This window comes from Actinomycetospora cinnamomea, from assembly GCF_003096675.1.
GTDB lineage: Bacteria > Actinomycetota > Actinomycetes > Mycobacteriales > Pseudonocardiaceae > Actinomycetospora > Actinomycetospora cinnamomea.
In genome coordinates this window covers 84,980-103,725 of the sequence record NZ_QEKW01000013.1, presented here as the reverse complement: position 1 = coordinate 103,725, position 18,746 = coordinate 84,980, and the positions used below count along the sequence as shown (strand labels likewise).

Here is an 18,746-nt window from a genome sequence, read left to right as displayed (position 1 = left end):
GCGGTGATGGACGCGGCGACCTGGGAGGCCCGGTACGCCGACGCGGACCGGCTCTGGAGCGAGACACCCAACCGGTGGGTGCACGAGGTCCTCGCGGGCCGTCGACCCGGCCGGGCGATCGACCTCGCGTGCGGCGAGGGCCGCAACGCGGTGTGGCTGGCCGAGGAGGGCTGGGAGGTCACCGCGGTGGACTTCTCCGAGACCGCCCTCGCGCGCGCCGCCGTGGCCGCGTCCCGGCGCGGGGTCACCGTGCGGTGGGTCCAGGCCGACGTCACCACGTGGGTGCCGCCCGGACCGGTGGACCTGGTCCTCGTCGCCTACCTGCACCTGCCGGCCGAGGAGCGCCGGCGGGTCCTGCACGCCGCCGCGGACGCCCTCGCGCCCGGCGGCACGCTGCTCGTCGTGGGCCACGACAGCGCCAACCTCACCCGCGGCGTCGGCGGTCCCCGCGACCCCGCGGTGCTCTACACGGCGCAGGACGTCGTGGACGACCTCGCCGACACCGACCTGCAGCTCGTCCGCGGTGTCGAGGTGCTGCGCCCCGTGTCGGACGAGCCCGCCCGGGACGCGGTGGACGCGCTCGTCGAGCTGCGTCGCGGTCCGGAGTCGGCGTCCCCGGGAGGACGGGGCGCCCCGGCAGGACGGGGAGGTCGTCGATGAGGGTCCTCGTCGGGTACGCCACGGCGCACGGCTCCACCCGCGAGATCGCCGAGCACCTCGGGGCCCGCCTCGCGCGGCACGGGCTCGATGTCGAGGTCGCCGAGCTCGGCCTCGTCGCGGCGCCGGAGACCTTCGACGCCTACGTCCTGGCCAGCGCCGTCCACGGTCAGCGCTGGCTGCCCGAGGCGCGGGCGTTCGTCGCCGAGCACGCCCCCGAGCTGGCGGCGAAGCCGGTGTGGCTCCTCAGCGTGGGGATGCCGGACGCCCTGCGCTCCCCGCTGCCCGCGCTCGCCCACCTGTTCCAGCCCCCGGTCCTCGTGTCCGAGTTCGCGAGCCGGGTCTCGATCCGGGACCACCTCGTCGTCAGCGGGGTGATCCGCGCCGAGCACCTGCCGCTGATCGGGTGGCTGGCGATGCTCCTCCTCACGCGGGGCGCCGGCGACTACCGTGACTGGGACCGCCTCGACGCGTGGGCGGACGGCATCGCGCGGGTGCTCACGACGCTGCCGGCGCCCCGACGACCGCCGGCGCGACGCGGCCCCGCGCCCTCACGGCCGTGACGCCGAGGGCGGGCTCCCGCGGAGGCCGCCCACGAGCAGGATGAGCGCGGCGACGACCAGCACGACGGGCTGGAGGACGAAGTAGCGCTGCATCAGCAGCAGCTGCACCGCGATCCATCCGACCTGCAGGACCCCCGCGAGCACGGTCGCCGCGGGCGCGAGCCCGTGCCCCCGCACCTCGAGCGCCGCCGCGGTCAGCATGGGCACCGCGACGACGAGGAAGAGCGCGATGCCGGGGAGCAGCCAGCTGCGGAAGGGCGTGCCGGTCAGCCAGTCGTCGGTCATGCCGATGCTCCCGGTGAGCAGGCCGACCGCGCCGTAGACGGCACTGATCCCGAGCAGGCCCTCGAGGAGCACGAGGACGATTCGGGTGGCGGCCCGGCGCGGCGGCGCCGGTGACGTCGTGGTCACGATGACTCCTTCTCCGCCACGCGAGGGCGGGCGATCCAGCGGGCGACCAGGCCGGCGAGGACCGCGCCGGCGATCGCCGCGGCCAGGCCGGTGGGGGTGGGGGTGGTGGTGCGCAGCAGGGTGGTGAGCGGGGGCACCGTGACGGCGGCGAGCTGGGCGACGACGGCGCCGGCGACCGCGATGAGCAACCAGTCGGGCCCGGGCGCGCGGGTGGTGCGGGGCGGCCGCCTGGCGCGGAGGCCGACCGCCACGCCCAGCTGGCCGAGGCCGAGGGTCAGGAAGGCGACGCTGCGGGGGTCGGGTTCGCCGACGAGGACGAGGGCGGCCACCGTCAGCGCCGCCACCGTGGCCCCGACGAGCAGGACGGCGAGCCAGAGACCACCGGCGAGCACCGAGGCGCCCGGCCGCCGTGGCGGCGCCGCCATGGCGCCCGGTTCCGACGGCTCGGTCCCGAAGGCGACGCCGGGCAGGCCGTGGGTGAGCAGGTTGATCCAGAGGATCTGCGCCGGGAGCAGGGGCAGCGCGACCCCGATCACCGGCCCGGCGAGCATCACCAGCACCTCGGCGAGGCCGCCGGCCAGCGCGTAGGCGAGGAAGCGGCGCACGTTGGTGTGGATGCGCCGGCCCTCGTCCACGGCCGCGACCACCGTGTTCAGGTCGTCGTCGGCGAGCACGAGGTCGGCGGCCTGGCGCGCCACCTCGGTGCCGCGCCGACCCATCGCCACCCCGATGTCGGCCCGCCGCAGGGCGGGGCCGTCGTTCACCCCGTCGCCGGTCATCGCGACGACCTCGCCGCGGGCCTGCCAGCCGGCGACGAGCTCGAGCTTGCGCTCCGGCCGGCACCGCGCCACGACGTCGGCGTCGAGCAGGCGGTCGGGGTGGCGGTCGGGGTGGTCGTCGGGGTGGTCGTCGGGGTGGTCGTCGTCCTCGTCGACCGTCGCCACACGGACCGGCTCGCCGTGCCCCACGAGGCCGACCTGGCCGGCGACGGTGGCCGCGGTCCCGGGATGGTCGCCCGTCAGCACCACCGGCCGGATGCCGGCCCGCCGGCAGCCGTCGAGGGCGCCGCGGGCGGCGGGGCGGGGGAGGTCCTGCAGGGCGACCACGCCGACCAGGTCGAGGTCCTGCTCGGCGTCGCCCGCCGCCGGCTCGGCGCGGCGGTGGCCGGTGACCACGACGAGGACGCGCAGGCCCCGACCGGCGGCGTCGTCGGCCCAGGCCCGCGCCCGATCGGCGCGGGCGGAGACCCCCGGCGGGGGGAGCACGGTCTCCGGGGCGCCCTTGCCGGCGGCCAGGACGCCGCCGGTCCCGTCGTCGTGCCAGGTCGTCATGCGCCGCCGGAGCGCGTCGAACGGGAGCGCCCCGCGGCGCGGGTGCCGCCGCCGGACCTCGGTGACGTCGACGCCCTGCTCGCGCGCCCAGTCAACCAGCGCGGTCTCGAGCGGGTCGGTGCCCGGCGAGGACGCGTCCCCGCCGGGGTCGGCCGGCGCGTCGTTGCAGAGCACCGCCGCGCGCACGAGCTCGTCGAGGTCGTGCTCGCGGTCGGTCCACGTCTCGGCGACCCGCAGCCGTCCCTCGGTCAGGGTGCCGGTCTTGTCGGTCGCCAGGAGCGTGACGGCGCCGAGGGTCTCGACCGCCGGCAGGCTGCGCGCCACCGCGTTCCGCGCGGCCATCCGGCGCGCCCCCAGCGCCAGGCCGAGGGTGACCACGATCGGGAGGGACTCGGGGACGGCGGCCACCGCGAGGCTCATCGCGGCCACGAGCATGAGCACGGGGGACTCACCGCGGGCGAGGCCGAGCACGAACACCACGGCGCACAGGACGACGGTGACGAGCGCCAGGCGGCGGCCGAGGACCGCGAGCTGGCGTTGCAGCGGGGTGCGCCGGGAGCGGGTGCGCACCAGCCCCTCGGCGATGCGACCCATCGCCGACGCCGGCCCGGTGGCCTCGACCACGACCTCGCCGCGGCCGCGGGTGACGACGCTGCCGGACAGGACGGCGGTGCCGGGGCGGTGGGCCTCGACCGGGAGGGACTCCCCGGTGATGGCGGCCTCGTCGAGCTGCAGGGACTCGCCCCACGCGACGGTGCCGTCGGCGGCGAGGACGTCGCCGGCCCCGACCACGAGGACGTCGCCGGGCACGACCTCGCGGGCGGGCACGGTGCGCACCGATCCGCCGCGCCGGACCCGGGCCCGGGCGGCGCCGAGGCGGTCCAGGGCCTCGACCGAGCGGTCGGCCCGGATCTCCTGGATCACCCCGACCGTGGTGTTGCCGAGCACGACGAGCAGGACGACCGCGGTGTCGGTGTGGTCGCCGATGGCGGTGGTGACGGTCGCGACCACGAGGAGGACGAGGACCAGCGGGTCGGTGAGCTGGGTGACCACCCGCCGCGCCACGGACCGTCGGGGTGGGCGGGGGAGCTCGTTGGGGCCGTCCCGCGCCAGGCGCGCGGCGGCCTCGGCGTCGTCGAGACCCGGCGCGGACGCGGTGCTGGTCACGGTGTCCCACGGTGGCCCGCCGGGAGGACCGGTCGCCAGGGCCGGAGGTCACCGCGGGGGACCGCCCCTGGGTCCCTGGTGCACCGGGGCCCTGCCCGCGGACCGTGCGGGTGGACCGGTCGCGGAGGTCGTGGGGAGGTCGCGTGGAGCCACGGGACCGGGCGCTGCTGCGGACGTGGATCCCGGTGGTCGCCCTCGCCGAGCTCGTCGGGTTCGCCCTGCCCGCCGTGGTGGGGGTGCTGGCCGCCGCCTCGCCGACGGCGGTGTCGGTGCCGGCGCTGATCGCGGCGGGCGCGGTGGAGGGAGCCCTGCTCGGCGCGGGGCAGGTCGTCGTGCTGCGCCGCGTCCTGCCCGCCGTGTCCGTGTCCCGCTGGGTCGGCGCCACGGCGGGCGCAGCGGCGCTGGCCTACCTCCTCGGCCTCCTGCCGTCGACCACGGCGTCGGTGACCGCGAGCTGGCCGGTGCCGGTCCTGGTGGGCCTGGGCGCCGTCCTCGGCGTCCTGCTGCTCGGAGTGATCGGCACCGCGCAGTGGCTCGAGCTGCGGCGTCACGTCGTGCGCGCCGGGGGGTGGATCGGGGTCACCGCCCTCGCGTGGCTGCTCGGGCTGGGCGTCTTCCTCGCCGTCGCCACCCCGCTCTGGCGCCCCGGGCAGCCGGTCGCCGTGGCGGTGGCCGTCGGGCTCGGCGCGGGCGCGCTCATGGCGGTGGTGATGGCCGCGGCGACCGGGGTCGGGCTCGTCCGGCTGCTCGCACGGAGCCCGGGCCGGGCCGGGACCCGCGGGGTGCCCTTGGGCCCTGGGCGTGCCGGACCCGACCCCCGAGGGTCGGGGCCGGCACCGGTGCGACACGAGGAGCGCTCATGAGGACCCTGGCGGACGAGGTGCGGGCGGGCGTGGGCGACGAGCACCGCCCGACCGTGGTGGTGGGTGTCGACGGCTCACCGGGCTCGCGGGCCGCCCTGGTCGACGCGATGCGCTCCGCGGCGCGGCGGGGGGCACGCCTCGAGGTGGTGGCGGTGTACGAGCCGCCGGAGTGGCGCCTGCCCCTGCCGCCCACGCCCCTGCCCAGCCGCGCCGAGATCGAGGGGTCGCTGCTGGAGGCCGTCCACCAGATGGTCACCGAGGTCGCGTACGAGCTCGGTGGCGAGCACCTCGCCCGACCCGAGATCGAGGTCTACGTTGTGCCGGGCGACGCCGCCGAGGTCCTGGTCGCCGTGGCCCGCGACGCCGACGAGCTCGTGGTCGGGCACCGGGGACGCGGAGCGCTGGCCAGCGCCCTCCTCGGGTCGGTCGGCTGGGGCTGCGTCCTGCGCGCCCCCTGCCCGGTGCGGGTGGTGCCCGACGGAGACCCGGTGCCGGCCCCGGCGGGTCCCTGATCACGGGGGACGTTCGGCCCTGCCCGGCGCTCCTGCCGCCGACGATGCTGGTCGCCGTGCATCGCGGGCGGTCCACGCCCGGTCGGAGGACTGCAGGAGGAAGCGCACGTGATCTCGGTGTTCCTGGTCGACGACCACGAGGTGGTACGGCAGGGGGTCGCCGCGCTCCTGGACGCGCAGGACGATCTCGAGGTGGTGGGGGGCGCGGGGTCGGTCGCCGAGGCGTTGGCGCGGATCCCCGCACTGCGGCCCGACGTGGCGGTGCTCGACGTGCGACTGCCCGACGGCACGGGGATCGAGCTGTGCCGGGAGCTCCGGTCGCGGATGCCGGGCCTGGCGTGCCTGATGCTGACCTCCTTCACCGACGAGCAGGCGATGTTCGACGCGGTGCTCGCGGGGGCGTCCGGCTACGTGATCAAGGACGTGCGGGGCAACGACATCGTCAACGCGGTGCGGGAGGTGGGCTCGGGGGGCTCGCTGCTCGACGGTCGTGCGGCGTCGGCGTTGATGTCCCGGTTGAGGACGCGGGCCGAGACGCCGGACCCGCTGGCCGAGCTGACCGTCAAGGAGCGGGAGGTGCTGGGCTACATCGGCGAGGGGCTGACCAACCGCGAGATCGGCCAGCGGATGTTCCTGGCGGAGAAGACGGTGAAGAACTACGTGTCGGCGCTGTTGGCGAAGCTGGGGATGCAGCGCCGGGTGCAGGCCGCCGTGCTGGCCAACAAGGTCCGCGCCGACGAGGCCGGACCCGGCTGAGCCGCCCGCTCGCGCCGCGGGACCTTCGGCCGTGCGCGCCGGGTCTCCCGCCGGTGCCCCCGGCGCGCCCGGAGGCGCACCGTCCGCCTCGGCGACGGCGCGTCGAGGAGGGGCCGATGACGTTCACGGACCGTGCGGAGGCCGGGCGACGGCTCGCCCGCCGGCTGCAGCACCTGCGCGGGGAGGACGTCGTCGTCCTGGCCCTGCCGCGGGGTGGCTTCCCGGTGGCCGCCGAGGTGGCCGACGACCTCCACGCCCCCCTCGACGTGATCCTCGTGCGCAAGCTCGGCGTGCCCTTCCAGCCGGAGCTCGCCATGGGCGCGGTCGGTGAGGGCGACGTGCTGGTGCTCAACGACGCCGTCCTGCGACGGGCGCACGTGAGCGAGGCGGAGCTCGCCGAGACCGAGCGACGGGCGCGCGCCGAGATCGAGCGACGGGCGCGCCGCTACCGACCCGGTCGGGAGCGGCGGTCCCTCGTGGGCCGCACGGCCCTGCTCGTCGACGACGGCATCGCGACCGGTGCCACGGCGCGCGCGGCGTGCCGGGTCGCCCGTGCGCAGGGCGCGGCGCGGGTCGTCCTCGCGGCACCGGTGTGCGCGCCCGACGCCGCGGCCCGCCTGGGCGGCGACGTCGACGAGCTCGTGTGCCTGGAGACCCCGGAGCGGTTCTTCGGTGTCGGCCAGTACTACGCCGACTTCCACCAGGTGCCGGACTCCGAGGTCGCCGAGCTGATGCGGCGCCCCGCGCCCTCGGAGCCGGCAGAGTCCGCAGAGCCCGCAGAGCCCGCAGAGCCCGCAGAGCCCGCAGAGCCCGCGGCCGTCCTCGGCGACGACCCGCCGGCGCGCGACGAGGAGGTCGTGATCCCGGTGGAGGGCACGCACCTCGGCGGGCGTCTCGTCGTACCGGACCGGGCGGCCGGGGTGGTGGTCTTCGCCCACGGCAGCGGCAGCAGCAGGCACAGTCCGCGCAACCGGTCCGTGGCCGAGGTCCTCCAGCGGTCGGGGTTCGCCACCCTGCTGTTCGACCTGCTGAGCCCGCAGGAGGAACGGCGGCGCGCGAACGTCTTCGACATCGACCTGCTCGCCGACCGGCTCGACGCCGCGACGCGGTGGGTGCGGTCGGACCCGGCCTGCGCGTCCCTGCCCGTCGGCTACTTCGGGGCCAGTACGGGCGCCGCCGCGGCGCTGCGGGCGGCCGCGGCGCCGGACGCCGAGATCGCCGCGGTGGTGTCGCGCGGGGGCCGGCCCGACCTCGCCGATCCGTGGCTCGGCGAGGTACGCGCCCCGACCCTGCTGATCGTCGGGGAGCACGACGGCGTCGTCGTCGAACTCAACCGGCGAGCCCAGGCGCGGCTGCACTGCGAGAACCGGCTGGTGCTCGTACCCGGCGCCACCCACCTGTTCGACGAACCCGGCACCCTCGAGCTGGCGGCCGAGCACGCCCGCGCGTGGTTCTCCCACCACCTCGCGCCGGTTCTCCGGTCCTGACCGCGGCGGTCGGTCAGGCCGTCGGCCCCGCGCGGTCGGCGGCCCGGTCCACCAGGTCCACCAGCACCGCGGGGATCGCATCGACGGGCAGGACGCGGTCGACCGCGTCGTCCCGCCCGATCGCGGCCTCCGGCATCGCGAAGTGGGCGGAGGAGACCCGGTCCGCCGCGAGCACGGTGCCGCCGAGGTCGTGGACCGCCACCGCGCCCGTCGCCCCGTCGTTGCCGCGCCCGGAGAGCACGACGGCGATGACGCCGGGGCCCGCGGTCACGGCGAGGGTGGAGAGCAGGAGGTCCGCCGACGGGCGGTAGGGCGGCGGTCCGTCCGAGGCCACCAGCACGATCGTGCCGAGCGCGGTCGCGAGCGCGTGCTGCCCGGCCGGGACGACGAGGACCGTGTCGGTCGTCAGGGGCTCGCCGCTGCGGATCTCCCGGACCGGTCGATGGCAGCGGAGCTCGAGGAGCGGCGCGAGGACGTCGCCGGTCCTCGGGTCCTGGTGCAGCAGGACCAGCACGGAGGCCGGGAGGGTCGGCGGCAGCGGCTCGAGCACCGCAACCACGGCGTCCAGACCCCCGGCCGAGCCCACGAGCACGATCACCGGAGCCGTCGTGGTCACCCTGGCTCCCTTCGGGACGGGGCCCGTCTCGAGCGGACCCGACGACGCTGCATCGGTGGGGCCTCGCGGGCCAGGGTCGCGGGGCCCGCGATCCCCGGGACCTCCGGGCCCGGGCGTGCCGGGAGCCCCTCGGACCGTGGGAAGCCGGGCGGGACGAGGGCCCCCGGGACCGAGGCCCCCTCCGGCCGGGACCTGCGGCCTCTACCGGCGTCGTCGCGGGCGGGCAGCCTCGGTCACCCAACCCCCGGTGAAGGGAGAAGGTCGAATGTCGACCGTCATGGACCGACGCAGGACGGGCTGGGACGTGGTCCTCGGCATCCTGCTGCTGCTGGCCGGGTTGTTCGTGCTCGGCAACGCGGTGATCGCGACCTTCCTCTCCGTGCTGTTCCTCGGGTGGCTCGCGATCGGATCGGGCGTCGTGACCCTCGTCGGCGCGTTCGTCCGCCGCGAGTCCGGAATCTCCTGGTCGGCCGCCCTCGGCGGGGCCGTGCTCATCGTGCTGGGCGTGATCATCGTCCGCGACCCGCTCGCCGGCGCGGCGGGGCTGACGCTGCTGGCCGGCGCGCTCTTCCTGGCCGTCGGACTGGCCCGGCTGTTCGCTGCCGCCCAGGTGCCCTCGGCACGGGCCGTGCTGATCGTCAGCGGGATCCTGTCGGTCGTCCTGGGCCTCATCGTGCTGTTCAACCTCAGGATCGCGGTGCCGTCGCTGCTGGGGCTCCTGCTGGGTATCCAGATCCTGGTCGAGGGCGCGACGATCCTCGTCGCCGGCCGGCTGCGGCCCACCTCCGTGACGGCCTCGTGACGGTGGTTGTCGGGGCCGACGGGTCCGACGCCTCCTGCCGGGCGCTCCGCCACGCCGCGCGTTCCGCCGCGGCCCGGGGCGCCCGGCTGCGCGTCGTGATGGCCTACCGGCCACCGGAGTGGATGCGGGCCAGGGCGCTCGGACCGGCCGACGTCGAGCCGACGCCCAGCCGGCCCGTCCCGGCTTGCGCGGAGCTGGAGGCGACCCGGCGGATGACCGAGGAGGTCATCGCCGAGTTGCGGGACGGGACGGGCCTGCCGGTGGACGTCGAGGTGGTGGCCCTGCCGGGCGACCCGGCCGACGTGCTGGGCGAGGCGGCGCGGGACGCGGACGAGCTCGTGGTCGGGCACCGGGGTCACGGCGCCGTCGCGAGCCTGCTGCTCGGTTCGGTGGCGCTGGCGTGCCTGCTGCGCGCGACCTGCCCGGTGACGGTCGTTCCCGACCGGTGAACCGGACCGGGAGCTCAGCGCACCCCCGCCCAGAGGGCGCGTTCCGGCGCGTAGGGGTCGTCGACGACGGCGGGGCCGGCCCCGAACCGCCGCACGGCACGCCGCTCCCGGTCGTAGCGCGGCCACCCGGGATCGCCGCCGGTCGCGAAGGAGATCCACGCGCGGTGCATCGTGTCGGCCAGGTCCTGGGGCGGGTCGGCGCCCAGCGCGCCCCCCATCATCTGCTGGCGCCCCAGGTCGAGGGTGTCGAAGACGAATGCGATCTCGAGGGCGTGGCAGGCACCGAGCCGCCCGCCGAACAGTGGCGACGGCCAGGCGAACTCGTAGGCGAACGTGCGCCCGGCGCCGGGGGCGTGGGCGTCGGCCAGGCGCAGGGCGGGCACGCGCACCCACCAGTCCGTGAGCAGGGCGGCCAGCAGGTCGCCGGGTGCCGCGCCGGGGTGTGCCGCCCGGTAATGGGGCAGGGCCCGGTCGGCCGGGAGTCCGAAGGCCGCGGTGCTCCACGAGCCGTACTCCTCCACCGGCCCGGCGAGCGCGTCCTCGGTGACCTGGTCGATGAAGCCGCCGAGGACCGGGCCGAAGCGCCAGTCGTCGGTGTTCGTCCCGACCAGCACGTCGACGTCCGCGGCGACCCCCGCGGCGAGGCGCTCGATCGGCGGAGCGGGGACGACGTCCCCGTCGACCACGGGGTGGAACGGCATCACGCTGGCGACCACCTCCCGACCCCAGCGCGCCGGATCGGGGCATGTCCGGACCTCGGCGTCGATGCGCGCCTGGCCCTCGAGCAGGCGATCGACGGGCACCTCGGCCAGCGCCTCGCGCGTCGGGGGTACCCCGAGCGCCCCGGCGAGCTCGGCGCCGACGCGGGCCGCGTCGGCGGCGGGGACGATGTGGTGCGCCGCGCCGCTCTGCAGCACGGCCCGCCGGAAGAGACCCACGGCCCGTGGCACCGTGAGCAGCACACCGAGCGACATCGCCCCGGCGGACTCGCCGAACACCGTGACACGGCCGGGGTCGCCGCCGAAGGCGGCGACGTTGTCCTGCACCCACGACAGCGCGGCGATCTGGTCGAGCAGGCCGAGGTTCGCGTCGTCGCCCTCCCCGAGGTAGAGGAAGCCGTCGGCGCCGGTGCGGTAGTTGATCGTCACGCACACCACGCCGTCGCGGGCGAAGCGGCTCCCGTCGTAGCTCCCGCCGGAGGAGAACTGGAAGGCACCGCCCGGAATCCACACCATGACGGGTAGCCCGGTCGCCCCGGGGTCGGGGGTCCAGACGTTGAGGTTGAGGCAGTCGTCCCCCGGGACCGCAGGATCGAACAGGAGCCCGTCGGGGTCGCTCCCGAACTGTGGTTGGGGTGGCTCGGGGCCGAGGTCGGTCGCGTCGCGCACGCCGTCCCACGACGCCGGTGGTCGCGGCGGCCGCAACCGGCCCGGCCCGACCGGGGGCGCGGCGTAGGGGATGCCGAGGAAGCGCGCCCCCGCAGCGGTCGTGGTCCCGCGGACGCGCCCCTGCGCGGTACGCACCATCGTCTCGACCATCGCGGCCTCCTCGGTTCCGCCGCCCCCCGCCGGACCGGCGCGGACACGACACCGGGTCGGACCGGGCACGCCCAGGGCCGTCGTGCCTCGGGTTGCGGGCCTTCGGCCCCTCCGGGCGTCAGCGGGTCACGTCCTCCTCCGCCGGCTCCCGCAACGCGGCGAGCTCGGCGTGGATCGCGGTCCGTACGCCCGCCGTGTCGCCGGCCCGGACGCGCAGGGCGGCGGCCATGCTGCTGAGCAGTTCGGTCATCACGCGCCGGAGGTCGGGGTCCTCGAGCAGGCGCGGATCGGCCCCCTCGAGGGCGTGGAGGAGGTCCTCGGAGAACATCGAGAACATCGCCGTGATGGCGGTGCGACCCCGCGGCGTGAGGTCGACGAGCAGGCTGCGACGGTCTCGCGGATGCGGCCCCCGTGCCACCAGGCCGCCGCGTTCCAGCCGGTCGAGCAGGGAGGTGCCTGCGGCCGGGGTGAGCCCGGCCCGTGCGGAGACGAGCGAGGGCGTCTGCGGTCCGTCGTGCAGGAGGTGGCCCAGCACCGCGGCCTCGGTCGTGCTGAGGTCGATCCCGGCCGCCATGGTGCGTCGGTAGCTGTCCGAGGCGACGATCAGTTCACGGACGCGGCGCGCCAGTTCGTGCATCCCGTCTCTCCACGACGAAGCGATCAGGCCACCGAACGATACCTCGACACCTACCGTGATCGGATGGTCCCACCATCGTACAAATCAGACGAGATGCGGCGGACGGTGTCTGGCGACGATCCGTGCCCGAGCCCTAACGTCGAGTGTGCCCCGCCGATCCGCGTCGCACGACCCGGCTCCCGGGCACCGGCCGCCGGTGGTCGAACCCCCCGTGACCACCGGCGGCCCCTTCCATCGTCGACGTCGGGATCGTCGGATGTTCATGCAGATGTACGGGCTCGGCTGCGCGATCTGCGGCCGGCCCGCCTGGGCATGGGTCGACGGCCGTGTATGGCCCTGCTCCTGCCCCACGCTCGCATCGCCCGCCGAGCCGGCCGCCACGACGGCCCGGCGGGTCGCCGCCCGGCACCGGGCCGCCGAGCGGGCCCGCGCCTCCCGTCTGGCCCCGCGCCGTGCCGGCGGACCGGCGGTGCCGGCGTGAGCGGGCGCGCGGAGTGGCCCATGCCCGCCCCGCTGCTGTGCGAGCGGTGCTGGTTCCCCGTCGGGCCCGAGGAGCCGGTGCGGCGACGCGTCGGCCGGGAGGGCGACGAGATCGTCTCCCTGGGCTACGAGCACGCCGACCGGACCTGCACGCCCCAGGAGCCGACGACCGGCGACGACGCGGCCTGACCGGCGTCAGGGCCGGAGGCGCCCCATCTCCCGCTGGATCCGCTCCTCGGTGACGGGGTCCGGGCGGTAGACGTCCCAGGCGTTCGCGGCGAGCCCGACGCCCCACCCCAGGATGGGGAAGATCGGCCAGAAGAACGTGGTGGTGCCGATCACCGCCCACATCACCACGAGCATGGCGTTCACCAGCACGTAGATGAGCGCGTGGGAGCGGAAGTCCGCCCGCTTGCGGAGCCGGGTGACGGCTTGCCGGCGCAGCTCGTCCTCGGGGGACGTGGGGGTCGTGTCGGCGGTCGTGTCGGCGGTTGTGTCGGCACGCGCCTGGTCGTCGGTGGTCATGGGACCTCCTCTCGGGTCGTCCGCGACCGTCCGCCGCCGAGCAGCGCGGAGGAAGGGTCCCGTGGGTCCGGTGCGACCGCCGAACGCCGGATGGAACCGGGACCCTCGACCCTGACCACGCTCGGGTGCGACGCGTGACGCTGGGCGCATGGCGACAGCAAACGCCCCCACGGTGGAACCGGAGCCCTCGACCGACGTGGTCCCGACCAGCGCGGCACCCGCCGAGCGCGTCGGAGACGTCCTCGACCGGAGCGTGCGCCGCGGCGCGGTGCTCGTCGACCGGGTCCGGGAGCAACTGCCCCGGCCGGTACCGGTCTACCTCGGCATCGGCGCCCTCGCCGTGACCGGTGTGGTGAGCTGGCCGGTCGCGGTCGCGGCGGGATGCGGTTACGCCGCCCTCCGGCACTGGGAGCCCCAGCCCAGCGGCATGCCGATGGAGGACCACCGGTGACGCGCGCCCACCCCCGCATCGTCTGCGGCGTCAACGGCTCGACCAGCTCCGGCCTGGCCCTGTGCGAGGCCCTGCGCCGCGCCGTGGAGTCCGACGCCCGGGTCACCGTCGTCACCGCCTACGACGCCGTGGGCTACTCGTGGGGCGCGCTGGCCGCCCTGCCCGGGAGCGGATGGCTGCCGGTGTTCGGTCGCGGCCGGATCCAGGCCGCCGAGGACGCGACACTGCAGACGTTCGTCGACGAGGTGCTCGCCGACCCGCCTCGGGCCCTGCCACGGGACCTGCCCCCGATCCAGCTCCGGGCGGTGCCCGGTGACCCCGTCGACGTGCTCGTGCGCGCGTCCGTGGACGCCACGGCGCTCGTCGTGGGCCACGGCGAGGAGGCGGGCCCCCTCAGGTCGGTGGCCGCCGGCTGCACCCGGCACGCGCGGTGCCCGGTGATCGTCGTCCCCGCCGGACGGACGACGACGCCGCGGAGCGCCGGACCGTGACCGCTCCCGGCTGATCAGGGCTCCGGGAGGGCCCGAGGAGGAGACGATGCTGGAGATCATCCCGGACGTGCCCGAGGGGATCGTCGCGCTCAGGGCCGTCGGCACGGTGACCGCGGCGGACTACGCGGGGGTGGTCTGGCCGATGCTCGACGACGCCCGGACGCAGGGTCGGCCGCCGCGGATCCTGCTGCAGCTCGGTCCGGAGTACGAGGGCTTCACCGCGGACGTGGTGTGGGAGAAGGCCGGGACGTGGATGCGGCACCCGGGCCTGTGGCACGAGATCGCGGGCTACGCCCTCGTGAGCGACATCCGGTGGATCGGCGAGGTCGTCGGGTGGGCCGGAGTCCTGGTGCCCTTCCCGATCCGCGTGTTCGCCGCCGACGCCTTCGACGAGGCCGTCGCCTGGCTGGTCTCGCTGCCCGAGGAGCGCCCCGCGGCGAGGGCGTCCGGCGCCACCGCCCCGGACGGTGCGTGACCCGAGGCCCGGCCGGTGCTCCTCAGGCCTCCGCCACTGTCGCGGGGCGCCCGTCCCGCACGAAGCGCGCCGCCGCCTCGATCTCGGGCGCGACCACGCGGTCGGGGCCGGGGCCCGCGACCTCCGCGCGGAGGGCCGCGCGCACCGCGGCCGTGGCCGGAGCGGGTCTCAGCGGCGCCCGCAGGTCGAGCGACCGGGCCGCCACGAGCAGCTCGACGCCGAGCACGGTCGCCAGCTCGTCGAGGGCGCGGCGGAGCTTGCGCCCGCTCGACCAGCCCAGCGAGACGTGGTCCTCCTGCATCGCGCTGACCGGGATCGTGTCGACCGACGCGGGCACCGCGAGGCGGCGGAGCTCGGTCACCAGCGCCGCCTGGGTGTAGTGGGCGATCATCAAGCCCGAGTCGACGCCGGGCCGGTCGGCCAGGAAGGCCGGCATCCCCTGGTTGCGCGCGGGGTCGAGGTGGCGGTCGGTCCGGCGCTCGGACATGCCGGCGACGTCGGCGACGACGATGGCGAGCAGGTCGAGGACGTGCGCGAGCGGGGCGCCGTGGAAGGTCCCGGTGCTGCACAGGCGCCCGTCCCCGGTGACGACGGGGTTGTCGATCGCGGCGGCGAGTTCCCGCCGCGCGACGAGGCGGGCGTGGGTCAGGGAGTCCCGCGCCGCCCCGTGCACCGCGGGCACGCACCGCAACGAGTAGGCGTCCTGGACCCGCGTGCAGGACGCATCCCGGTGGCTGGCCATGATCCCCGAGCCGGCGAGCACGCGGCACAGGGTCCGGGCGGTCACCCGCGCCCCCGGGTGGGGGCGCAGCGCCTGCAGGTCGTCCGCGAAGGCGGCGTCGGTGCCGAGGAGGGCCTCGACGCTCATCGCGGCCACGACGTCCGCGGCGGCGAGGAGGAGGTCGAGGTCCTCCGTGGCCAGCACCAGCATGGCGAGCATGCCCTCGGTGCCGTTCACCAGGGCGAGCCCCTCCTTCTCCGCGGGGGTGATCGCCTCGAGCCCGGCGGCGCGCAGGGCCTCGGCGGCGGGACGCGCGACCCCGTCGCGGTCGCGCACCGTCCCCTCGCCCAGCAGGGCCAGGGCGCAATGCGCCAACGGCGCGAGATCCCCCGAGCACCCGAGCGATCCGAACTCGGGGACGTGGGGGGTGATGCCGGCGTCGAGGAGGGCCGCGACGGCTCGCGCGGTCTGCGGGCGCACCCCGGTGTGCCCGGTCGCCATCGTCGACAGCCTCAGCACCATCATCGCCCGGACGACCTCCCGCTCGATCCCGGGACCCGCGCCGGCGGCGTGCGACCGCAGCACGCTCCGCTGCAGCCGAGCCCGGTCGTGCGCGGGGACCGGGGTCGTCGCCAGCGCCCCGAACCCGGTGGACACGCCGTAGTGGGGTTCCGGGCGTCCGGCGAGGTCCTCGACCACCGCCCGGCCTCGGGCGATCCGCGCCCACGCCTCGGCGGTCAGCTCCACCGGCGCCTCGCCCCGCGCGACGGCCACGACCTCGGCGGGGGAGAGCGGCCCCGGCCCCACCGCGACGGGGCGGCGTACACCCGGTCCGTCGGGTGGAGGAGCCGGTGCACCGAACGAGCTCACACCCGCAGCCTGCGCGACGCGGCGCGCCGGCCGAGCGCCGAACGTCCCTGGTCGCGCCACCGGAGGTCCCGCGTGGCGCGGCGCCCCCGGCGTCGCGAGGGGAGCGCCCGCGACGATCCGCCACCCTCGTCCTTCGTCGGTGCGCACGCGGAAGGACCGGAGGTCCCGGGGAGCCGGGACCGTGGCCCGCAGGCCCAGCCGTCCCGGGGCCCTGGACGGGCGCGGCACCGCGACGAGGCTGCGGGTCGTGACCGCCTGGCTCTGGGTCCCGGTGGCCCTGCCACCCGGTCTGATCGTCCTCATGCTCCTGCTCGACCTACTCGACCGCCACCTCACCCGACCTCGCCCCACCACGGAGGATGCGGCGCCGGCCCGCGGGCCGGCGCCGCGAGGAGAGGTCGTCGCCGGTCCGCGCGAGGTGACCGCCGGCGTCGCCCATCGCGTGGCGTGAGGTGCCGCAGGACCTTCCGCCCCGCGCCCGCGGGCCGCCCGCCCCTGGGGCCCGGCCGGGTCGGCGGCCGACGGTGGCTGCTCAGCGCACGCACCGCACCCGGTCGGGAGGCCCCGTGAGCACCACCACCGAGCGTCCGACGGCGAGCGCCGTCCGGCCCCTGTCGGACGTCCGCGCCGGTGACGCGGAGCAGGTCGGGGGCAAGGCCGCCCACCTCGGCGAACTGATCGCCGCCGGGTTCCCGGTGCCCGACGGGTTCGTGCTGCCGGCCGAGGCCTACCGGGCCGCCATGGACGCCGCGGGCGTGCGGGCCTCGCTGTCGGCCGGGCACGACGATGCCCGGTCCGCGTCGCCCGCCCGGCTCCCGGACCTGTGCGAGGCGCTGGCCGGGCGCGTGCGGGCGGCGGGGATGCCCGCGGCCCTCGAGGAGCACGTCCGGGCGGCGTGGCGGCGCCTCGGCGCGCCCGTGGTCGCCGTGCGGTCGTCGGCGGTGGGGGAGGACGGTGCGCAGGCGTCGTTCGCCGGCATGAACGCCTCCTTCACCAACGTGCGCGACGCCGACGAGCTGGTGGCGCGCATCGTCGACTGCTGGGCGTCGTTGTTCGGAGCGCGCGTCGTCGCCTACCGGGCCGCCCGCGGCTACACGGCCGAGCCCGCAATCGCGGTGGTCGTCCAGGCGATGGTGCCCGCGCAGCGCGCCGGGGTCGCGTTCACCGCCGACCCCCGCACCGGCGAGCGGGGCACCGTGCTCGTCGAGGCGGCCCTGGGCCAGGGCGAGGTCGTGGTCTCCGGCGCGGTCGAGCCCGACACCTACGAGGTCGCCGTCGACGGGTCGCGGCTGCGGCTGCGGTCGGTGCAGATCGGCGAGCAGACCCACGAGGTCGTGCGCGGGCCCGACGGCGCCGACCTCACCCTGCCCGTGGACCCCGAGCGCGGCGGGGCACCGGTGCTCGCCCCCGACGAGATCGTCGAGGTCGCGGCGCTCGCCCGCCGCGTGGAGGCGCACTACGGCACGCCCCAGGACGTCGAGTGGGCGCACGACGGCGAGCGGCTGTGGCTCGTGCAGGCCCGTCCGATCACCACAGGGATCGACGGTGGCCGGCCCTCCCGGGGTGCGGTCCTGCTGCGCGGGCTCCCCGCCACGCCGGGTCGGGTCGCCGGCGCGGTCCGCGTCCTGCACGCGCCGGAGGAGGGCGCCGCCCTGCAGCCGGGCGAGGTGCTGGTCGCGCCGCTCACCAACCCCGACTGGCTGCCGGCCCTGCGCCGGGCGGCGGCAGTCGTCACCGACACGGGCGGCGCCACGTGCCACGCCGCGATCGCGGCACGCGAGCTCGGGCTGCCCTGCGTGGTCGGGACCCGCCGCGCCACCGCCGCGCTCGCCGACGGGCAGGTCGTCACCGTCGACGGGTCGACCGGCGAGGTGCTCGACGGTGACCACACCGCCGGCACCGCCGTCGCCACGGTGCCCCCCGCCGAGGTCGCGCTGCGCACGCCGGGCCTCCCCGCGCCCACCACGGTCACGGCGAGCGAGGCGGAGCCACTGGCCACCGAGGTCCACGTCAACCTCGCCCTGCCCGAGGCGGCGGAGCGGGTCGCGGCACGCCCCGGTGTGGACGGCGTCGGCCTCCTGCGGGCGGAGTTCCTGCTGACCGCGGCGCTGGGCGGCGTGCACCCCCGCGAGGTCGTGGCGCGCGGGGAGCAGGAGCGGTTCGTCGACCGCGTCGCCGCGTCCGTGACCACGATCGCCACGGCGTTCGCCCCGCGGCCGGTGATCTACCGGACCACCGACCTGCGCAGCAACGAGTTCCGCGGGCTGACCGGGGGCGAGCACCACGAGCCGGTCGAGAGCAACCCGATGATCGGCTATCGCGGTGCCTACCGGTACCTGCGCGAGCCCGAGGTGTTCGGCCTCGAGCTGCGCGCCCTGGCCCGGGTCCGCGAGCAGGCACCGAACCTGCACGTCATGCTGCCGTTCGTCCGCACCCGCTGGGAGCTCGAGGCCTGCCTCGAGCTGGTCGACGCGAGCCCCCTCGGTCGCCAGCGGGGGCTGCAGCGGTGGCTGACCGCCGAGGTGCCGTCGGTGGTCTTCCGTCTGCCCGAGTACATCGCGTGCGGGATCGACGGCGTCTCGATCGGCAGCAACGACCTCACCCAGCTGGTCCTCGGGGTCGACCGGGACAGCGAGCGCTGCGCGGAGGTGTACGACGAGGGCGACGCCGCCGTGGTCGACGCCATCGAGCGCATCATCGCCACCGCGCGCCGGCGCGGCGTGCCCTCGTCGCTGTGCGGCCAGGCCCCGACCCGGCGCCCGGAGTTCACCGAGGTGCTCGTCCGGGCAGGGATCGACGCGGTGTCGGTGGACCCGCACGCGGTCGACGCCGTCCGCGCGGCGATCGGGCGCGCGGAGCGGCGGGTGCTGCTCGACGCCGCCCGCGGTCGCGCACGCAGCGACCGGTGACCTCCTGATCGGGGACCTCCGACCCGTCCGGTCGC

General features: G+C 76.7%; 22 protein-coding genes. 15 read left to right on the top strand and 7 right to left on the bottom strand.

Translation table 11 applies throughout. From position 1 onward, the window contains the following. Positions 1 to 6: 6 nt before the first annotated feature. Positions 7 to 660 carry a class I SAM-dependent methyltransferase gene (locus C8D89_RS21195; protein ID WP_116710121.1) on the top strand — a complete coding sequence of 218 codons (654 nt, stop codon included), beginning with the start codon at positions 7 to 9 and terminating at the stop codon, positions 658 to 660. Continuing rightward, the gene (locus C8D89_RS21190; RefSeq protein ID WP_116710120.1) at positions 657 to 1,220 is read left to right on the top strand and encodes a flavodoxin domain-containing protein; all 564 of its coding nucleotides are present in this window, start codon (positions 657 to 659) and stop codon (positions 1,218 to 1,220) included. The genes C8D89_RS21195 and C8D89_RS21190 overlap by 4 nt, the downstream gene beginning before the upstream one ends. On the opposite strand, the gene C8D89_RS21185 is transcribed toward C8D89_RS21190, so the two are convergent. After that, positions 1,209 to 1,631, bottom strand: a complete 423-nt coding sequence (locus tag C8D89_RS21185) for a hypothetical protein (protein ID WP_116710119.1) — start codon at positions 1,629 to 1,631, stop codon at positions 1,209 to 1,211. The genes C8D89_RS21190 and C8D89_RS21185 overlap by 12 nt on opposite strands. After that, positions 1,628 to 4,129, bottom strand: coding sequence for a cation-translocating P-type ATPase (locus C8D89_RS21180; protein WP_116710118.1), 2,502 nt, complete (start codon positions 4,127 to 4,129; stop codon positions 1,628 to 1,630). The genes C8D89_RS21185 and C8D89_RS21180 overlap by 4 nt, the downstream gene beginning before the upstream one ends. Positions 4,130 to 4,272: 143 nt before the next feature. Here C8D89_RS21180 and C8D89_RS21175 point away from each other — a divergent pair, with 143 nt between their 5' ends. The 4 genes from C8D89_RS21175 to C8D89_RS21160 all read left to right on the top strand — a co-directional run bounded on the left by C8D89_RS21175 (position 4,273) and on the right by C8D89_RS21160 (position 7,747). After that, positions 4,273 to 4,992, top strand: coding sequence for a hypothetical protein (locus C8D89_RS21175; RefSeq protein ID WP_207787346.1), 720 nt, complete (start codon positions 4,273 to 4,275; stop codon positions 4,990 to 4,992). Next, positions 4,989 to 5,504, top strand: a complete 516-nt coding sequence (locus tag C8D89_RS21170; protein ID WP_116710117.1) for a universal stress protein — start codon at positions 4,989 to 4,991, stop codon at positions 5,502 to 5,504. Before C8D89_RS21175 ends, C8D89_RS21170 begins: the two co-directional genes overlap by 4 nt. A 108-nt stretch (positions 5,505 to 5,612) precedes the next feature. Beyond that, on the top strand, positions 5,613 to 6,260 hold the full coding sequence (locus tag C8D89_RS21165; RefSeq protein WP_116710116.1) for a response regulator transcription factor: 648 nt from the start codon (positions 5,613 to 5,615) through the stop codon (positions 6,258 to 6,260). A 116-nt stretch (positions 6,261 to 6,376) separates the two neighbouring features. Further along, positions 6,377 to 7,747: a phosphoribosyltransferase family protein gene (locus C8D89_RS21160; protein WP_116710115.1), complete on the top strand. Its 1,371-nt coding sequence runs from the start codon at positions 6,377 to 6,379 to the stop codon at positions 7,745 to 7,747. Positions 7,748 to 7,760: 13 nt separating this feature from the next. Here the strand turns inward: C8D89_RS21160 and C8D89_RS21155 are convergent, their stop codons facing one another. Beyond that, positions 7,761 to 8,363 carry a chemotaxis protein CheB gene (locus C8D89_RS21155; RefSeq protein ID WP_116710114.1) on the bottom strand — a complete coding sequence of 201 codons (603 nt, stop codon included), beginning with the start codon at positions 8,361 to 8,363 and terminating at the stop codon, positions 7,761 to 7,763. Positions 8,364 to 8,640: 277 nt separating this feature from the next. Between C8D89_RS21155 and C8D89_RS21150 the strand changes: the two genes are divergently transcribed. Then, entirely contained in the window at positions 8,641 to 9,165 is a 525-nt protein-coding gene (locus tag C8D89_RS21150) for an HdeD family acid-resistance protein (protein ID WP_207787345.1), read from the top strand. Further along, the gene (locus C8D89_RS21145) at positions 9,162 to 9,614 is read left to right on the top strand and encodes a universal stress protein (protein ID WP_116710112.1); all 453 of its coding nucleotides are present in this window, start codon (positions 9,162 to 9,164) and stop codon (positions 9,612 to 9,614) included. Before C8D89_RS21150 ends, C8D89_RS21145 begins: the two co-directional genes overlap by 4 nt. Positions 9,615 to 9,628: 14 nt before the next feature. Here the strand turns inward: C8D89_RS21145 and C8D89_RS21140 are convergent, their stop codons facing one another. Together C8D89_RS21140 and C8D89_RS21135 are read right to left on the bottom strand one after the other, a co-directional pair. Continuing rightward, positions 9,629 to 11,152, bottom strand: a complete 1,524-nt coding sequence (locus C8D89_RS21140; RefSeq protein WP_116710111.1) for a carboxylesterase/lipase family protein — start codon at positions 11,150 to 11,152, stop codon at positions 9,629 to 9,631. A gap of 118 nt (positions 11,153 to 11,270) precedes the next feature. Then, positions 11,271 to 11,789: a MarR family winged helix-turn-helix transcriptional regulator gene (locus tag C8D89_RS21135; RefSeq protein ID WP_116710110.1), complete on the bottom strand. Its 519-nt coding sequence runs from the start codon at positions 11,787 to 11,789 to the stop codon at positions 11,271 to 11,273. Positions 11,790 to 12,045: 256 nt separating this feature from the next. Here C8D89_RS21135 and C8D89_RS21130 point away from each other — a divergent pair, with 256 nt between their 5' ends. Then, positions 12,046 to 12,270: a hypothetical protein gene (locus C8D89_RS21130; RefSeq protein WP_116710109.1), complete on the top strand. Its 225-nt coding sequence runs from the start codon at positions 12,046 to 12,048 to the stop codon at positions 12,268 to 12,270. A gap of 20 nt (positions 12,271 to 12,290) precedes the next feature. Next, positions 12,291 to 12,458 (top strand): hypothetical protein, encoded by a 168-nt coding sequence (locus C8D89_RS29430; RefSeq protein WP_165825851.1) that lies wholly within the window; start codon positions 12,291 to 12,293, stop codon positions 12,456 to 12,458. Between the two features lie 6 nt (positions 12,459 to 12,464). Here the strand turns inward: C8D89_RS29430 and C8D89_RS21120 are convergent, their stop codons facing one another. Beyond that, entirely contained in the window at positions 12,465 to 12,794 is a 330-nt protein-coding gene (locus tag C8D89_RS21120) for a 2TM domain-containing protein (protein WP_116710107.1), read from the bottom strand. A gap of 148 nt (positions 12,795 to 12,942) precedes the next feature. Here C8D89_RS21120 and C8D89_RS21115 point away from each other — a divergent pair, with 148 nt between their 5' ends. From C8D89_RS21115 to C8D89_RS21105, 3 genes are read left to right on the top strand one after another with little or no spacing between them, the layout of a single operon-like run. After that, positions 12,943 to 13,245 (top strand): hypothetical protein, encoded by a 303-nt coding sequence (locus tag C8D89_RS21115; RefSeq protein ID WP_133252007.1) that lies wholly within the window; start codon positions 12,943 to 12,945, stop codon positions 13,243 to 13,245. Then, entirely contained in the window at positions 13,242 to 13,736 is a 495-nt protein-coding gene (locus C8D89_RS21110) for a universal stress protein (protein WP_165825850.1), read from the top strand. Before C8D89_RS21115 ends, C8D89_RS21110 begins: the two co-directional genes overlap by 4 nt. Positions 13,737 to 13,782: 46 nt before the next feature. Continuing rightward, entirely contained in the window at positions 13,783 to 14,211 is a 429-nt protein-coding gene (locus C8D89_RS21105) for a SpoIIAA family protein (protein WP_116710104.1), read from the top strand. 22 nt (positions 14,212 to 14,233) lie between these two features. On the opposite strand, the gene hutH is transcribed toward C8D89_RS21105, so the two are convergent. Further along, a complete protein-coding gene (gene hutH, locus C8D89_RS21100; protein WP_243418280.1) occupies positions 14,234 to 15,802 on the bottom strand; it encodes a histidine ammonia-lyase in 1,569 nt (522 codons plus the stop codon). Between the two features lie 181 nt (positions 15,803 to 15,983). Here hutH and C8D89_RS30455 point away from each other — a divergent pair, with 181 nt between their 5' ends. Together C8D89_RS30455 and ppsA are read left to right on the top strand one after the other, a co-directional pair. After that, positions 15,984 to 16,253, top strand: coding sequence for a hypothetical protein (locus C8D89_RS30455; RefSeq protein ID WP_243418279.1), 270 nt, complete (start codon positions 15,984 to 15,986; stop codon positions 16,251 to 16,253). Between the two features lie 115 nt (positions 16,254 to 16,368). After that, complete coding sequence (gene ppsA, locus C8D89_RS21090; RefSeq protein WP_116710101.1) at positions 16,369 to 18,711, top strand: phosphoenolpyruvate synthase; 2,343 nt, start codon at positions 16,369 to 16,371, stop codon at positions 18,709 to 18,711. Positions 18,712 to 18,746: the final 35 nt, after the last annotated feature.